The following is a 4852-nucleotide window of genomic DNA, read 5'->3' as shown; positions in this document are numbered from 1 at the left end:
AACGATCCGTAGCTGGTCTGAGAGGACGACCAGCCACACTGGGACTGAGACACGGCCCAGACTCCTACGGGAGGCAGCAGTGGGGAATTTTGGACAATGGGCGCAAGCCTGATCCAGCCATGCCGCGTGCGGGAAGAAGGCCTTCGGGTTGTAAACCGCTTTTGTCAGGGAAGAAACGGTCTGAACGAATACTTCGGACTAATGACGGTACCTGAAGAATAAGCACCGGCTAACTACGTGCCAGCAGCCGCGGTAATACGTAGGGTGCAAGCGTTAATCGGAATTACTGGGCGTAAAGCGTGCGCAGGCGGTTGTGCAAGACAGATGTGAAATCCCCGGGCTCAACCTGGGAACTGCATTTGTGACTGCATAGCTAGAGTACGGCAGAGGGGGATGGAATTCCGCGTGTAGCAGTGAAATGCGTAGATATGCGGAGGAACACCGATGGCGAAGGCAATCCCCTGGGCCTGTACTGACGCTCATGCACGAAAGCGTGGGGAGCAAACAGGATTAGATACCCTGGTAGTCCACGCCCTAAACGATGTCAACTGGTTGTTGGACGGCTTGCTGTTCAGTAACGAAGCTAACGCGTGAAGTTGACCGCCTGGGGAGTACGGCCGCAAGGTTGAAACTCAAAGGAATTGACGGGGACCCGCACAAGCGGTGGATGATGTGGTTTAATTCGATGCAACGCGAAAAACCTTACCTACCCTTGACATGCCAGGAACTTACCAGAGATGGTTTGGTGCTCGAAAGAGAGCCTGGACACAGGTGCTGCATGGCCGTCGTCAGCTCGTGTCGTGAGATGTTGGGTTAAGTCCCGCAACGAGCGCAACCCTTGTCATTAGTTGCTACGAAAGGGCACTCTAATGAGACTGCCGGTGACAAACCGGAGGAAGGTGGGGATGACGTCAGGTCATCATGGCCCTTATGGGTAGGGCTACACACGTCATACAATGGTCGGTACAGAGGGTTGCCAACCCGCGAGGGGGAGCTAATCTCAGAAAACCGGTCGTAGTCCGGATCGCAGTCTGCAACTCGACTGCGTGAAGTCGGAATCGCTAGTAATCGCGGATCAGCTTGCCGCGGTGAATACGTTCCCGGGTCTTGTACACACCGCCCGTCACACCATGGGAGCGGGTTCTGCCAGAAGTAGTTAGCCTAACCGCAAGGGGGGCGATTACCACGGCAGGGTTCGTGACTGGGGTGAAGTCGTAACAAGGTAGCCGTATCGGAAGGTGCGGCTGGATCACCTCCTTTCTAGATGATGGCATTCCCATCAGACGTCCACACTTATCGGTTGTTGTTGGCCAACAGCATGCCTTGCTGAGCAATCAGCACATGGAAAAGGATGCGGGTCTGTAGCTCAGTCGGTTAGAGCACCGTCTTGATAAGGCGGGGGTCGTTGGTTCGAATCCAACCAGACCCACCACTCGGATTCGAGGGGGTGTAGCTCAGCTGGGAGAGCACCTGCTTTGCAAGCAGGGGGTCATCGGTTCGATCCCGTTCACCTCCACCATGACGATGGCACTGATCAAAGTCCAATGGGTTTTGATCAGTGCAGTTTTTGCATGTTGTTCTTTAAAAATTCGTAGAGTCGAATCAGCGTTGTCGGCGGAAAGCGTTTTCATGGCGCTCCGTGCCGCCGGCAACCATAGATTGCGTCACCAGCCTGCAGGAAATGCAGGCACGGCAGACAAACTACTCAAGACAGTCCTTGGCTCGACGCAGTGCGTCAAAAATATAGGGTCAAGTGACTAAGTGCATGTGGTGGATGCCTTGGCGATTACAGGCGACGAAGGACGTGATAGCCTGCGATAAGCTTCGGGGAGCTGGCAAATAAGCTTTGATCCGGAGATTTCCGAATGGGGAAACCCACCCGCAAGGGTATCGCATTCTGAATACATAGGAATGCGAGGCGAACCGGGTGAACTGAAACATCTCAGTAGCTCGAGGAACAGACATCAACCGAGATTCCGAAAGTAGTGGCGAGCGAAATCGGAACAGCCTGTGTGATTTAGCAGTGAGCTTATTGGAATGATCTGGAAAGGTCAGCCACAGTGGGTGATAGCCCCGTACAAGAAAAGCACGCTGTAGAACTGAGCACACGACAAGTAGGGCGGGACACGTGTAATCCTGTCTGAAGATGGGGGGACCATCCTCCAAGGCTAAATACTCGTAATCGACCGATAGTGAACAAGTACCGTGAGGGAAAGGCGAAAAGAACCCCGGGAGGGGAGTGAAATAGATCCTGAAACCGCATGCATACAAAAAGTCGGAGCCCTTCGGGGTGACGGCGTACCTTTTGTATAATGGGTCAGCGACTTACATTCAGTGGCAAGCTTAACCGAGTAGGGTAGGCGTAGAGAAATCGAGTCCGAATAGGGCGTTCAGTCGCTGGGTGTAGACCCGAAACCAAGTGATCTATCCATGGCCAGGATGAAGGTGCGGTAACACGCACTGGAGGTCCGAACCGACTAGTGTTGCAAAACTAGCGGATGAGCTGTGGATAGGGGTGAAAGGCTAAACAAACTTGGAAATAGCTGGTTCTCTCCGAAAACTATTTAGGTAGTGCCTCAAGTATTACCATCGGGGGTAGAGCACTGTTATGGCTAGGGGGTCATGGCGACTTACCAAACCATTGCAAACTCCGAATACCGATGAGTACAGCTTGGGAGACAGTGCACCGGGTGCTAACGTCCGGACACAAGAGGGAAACAACCCAGACCGCCAGCTAAGGTCCCTAATATTGGCTAAGTGGGAAACGAAGTGGGAAGGCTAAAACAGTCAGGATGTTGGCTTAGAAGCAGCCATCATTTAAAGAAAGCGTAATAGCTCACTGATCGAGTCGTCCTGCGCGGAAGATGTAACGGGGCTAAGCCAGTAACCGAAGCTGCGGATGCACAGCAATGTGCGTGGTAGGAGAGCGTTCTGTAAGCCTGTGAAGGTGGCTTGTGAAGGCTGCTGGAGGTATCAGAAGTGCGAATGCTGACATGAGTAGCGTTAAAGGGGGTGAAAAGCCCCCTCGCCGTAAGCGCAAGGTTTTCTACGCAACGTTCATCGGCGTAGAGTGAGTCGGCCCCTAAGGCGAGGCAGAGATGCGTAGCTGATGGGAAACAGGTCAATATTCCTGTACCGATGTGTAGTGCGATGTGGGGACGGAGAAGGTTAGCTCAGCCGGGTGTTGGATGTCCCGGTTCAAGCCTGTAGTCGTGCCCGGTAGGCAAATCCGCCGGGCTTAGATGAGGGGTGATAACGAGGAAGCTTGCTTCCGAAGTGAGTGATACCCTGCTTCCAGGAAAAGCCACTAAGCTTCAGCTGCACACGACCGTACCGCAAACCGACACTGGTGCGCGTGATGAGTATTCTCAGGCGCTTGAGAGAACTCTGGAGAAGGAACTCGGCAAATTGACACCGTAACTTCGGAAGAAGGTGTGCCTTAAGTAGGTGAACCTGTACAAGGGGAGCCCAACAAGGCCGCAGAGAATCGGTGGCTGCGACTGTTTATTAAAAACACAGCACTCTGCAAAGACGAAAGTCGACGTATAGGGTGTGACGCCTGCCCGGTGCTGGAAGATTAAATGATGGGGTGCAAGCTCTTGATTGAAGTCCCAGTAAACGGCGGCCGTAACTATAACGGTCCTAAGGTAGCGAAATTCCTTGTCGGGTAAGTTCCGACCTGCACGAATGGCGTAACGATGGCCACACTGTCTCCTCCAGAGACTCAGCGAAGTTGAAATGTTTGTGATGATGCAATCTCCCCGCGGAAAGACGGAAAGACCCCATGAACCTTTACTGTAGCTTTGTATTGGACTTTGAACAGATCTGTGTAGGATAGGTGGGAGGCTTTGAAGCGGTGCCGCTAGGTGTCGTGGAGCCAACCTTGAAATACCACCCTGGTGTGTTTGAGGTTCTAACCTTGGCCCGTTATCCGGGTCGGGGACAGTGCATGGTGGGCAGTTTGACTGGGGCGGTCTCCTCCCAAAGCGTAACGGAGGAGTTCGAAGGTACGCTAGGCACGGTCGGAAATCGTGCTGATAGTGCATAGGCATAAGCGTGCTTGACTGCGAGACTGACAAGTCGAGCAGGTACGAAAGTAGGACTAAGTGATCCGGTGGTTCTGTATGGAAGGGCCATCGCTCAACGGATAAAAGGTACTCTGGGGATAACAGGCTGATACCGCCCAAGAGTTCATATCGACGGCGGTGTTTGGCACCTCGATGTCGGCTCATCTCATCCTGGGGCTGTAGCCGGTCCCAAGGGTATGGCTGTTCGCCATTTAAAGAGGTACGTGAGCTGGGTTTAAAACGTCGTGAGACAGTTTGGTCCCTATCTTCCGTGGGCGCTGCAGATTTGAGGAAGCCTGCTCCTAGTACGAGAGGACCGGAGTGGACGCACCTCTGGTGTATCGGTTGTCACGCCAGTGGCATTGCCGAGTAGCTAAGTGCGGAAGAGATAACCGCTGAAAGCATCTAAGCGGGAAACTCGTTCCAAGATGAGATCTGCCGGGGCCTTGAGCCCCCTGAAGAGTCGTTCTAGACCAGGACGTTGATAGGCTGGGTGTGGAAGCGTAGTAATGCGTTAAGCTAACCAGTACTAATTGCTCGTGCGGCTTGACCCTATATTTTTGATGTAACAGGGCTGCTTCAGTAGCTCTGCCGGTGGTGACGCCACCTACATTCGACTCTACGAATTTGCTGCATGCGCCCAACAGCGCCTGCAGTGCCGGTTAAGCCTGACGACCATAGCGAGGTGGTCCCACCCCTTCCCATCCCGAACAGGACCGTGAAACACCTCAGCGCCGATGATAGTGCGGATGCCCGTGTGAAAGTAGGACATCGTCAGGCTAATA

Annotated in this window: 2 tRNA genes and 3 rRNA genes; all 5 read left to right on the top strand. The window is 53.5% G+C overall.

What is annotated here, in order from left to right:
- Positions 1 to 1260 (top strand): 16S ribosomal RNA (locus JI742_RS13735); the annotation flags it as partial.
- A 95-nt stretch (positions 1261 to 1355) separates the two neighbouring features.
- Positions 1356 to 1432 (top strand) — tRNA-Ile (locus JI742_RS13730).
- Positions 1433 to 1443: 11 nt separating this feature from the next.
- A tRNA-Ala gene (locus JI742_RS13725) sits at positions 1444 to 1519 on the top strand.
- A gap of 228 nt (positions 1520 to 1747) precedes the next feature.
- Positions 1748 to 4621: ribosomal RNA gene (locus JI742_RS13720) — 23S ribosomal RNA — on the top strand.
- 113 nt (positions 4622 to 4734) lie between these two features.
- Positions 4735 to 4847 (top strand): 5S ribosomal RNA (gene rrf / locus JI742_RS13715).
- Positions 4848 to 4852: the final 5 nt, after the last annotated feature.

The organism is Piscinibacter lacus (genome assembly GCF_016735685.1).
Lineage (GTDB): Bacteria > Pseudomonadota > Gammaproteobacteria > Burkholderiales > Burkholderiaceae_C > Aquariibacter > Aquariibacter lacus.
Note: the sequence above shows the minus strand (reverse complement) of the source record. Positions and strands in the feature narration are given on the sequence as shown.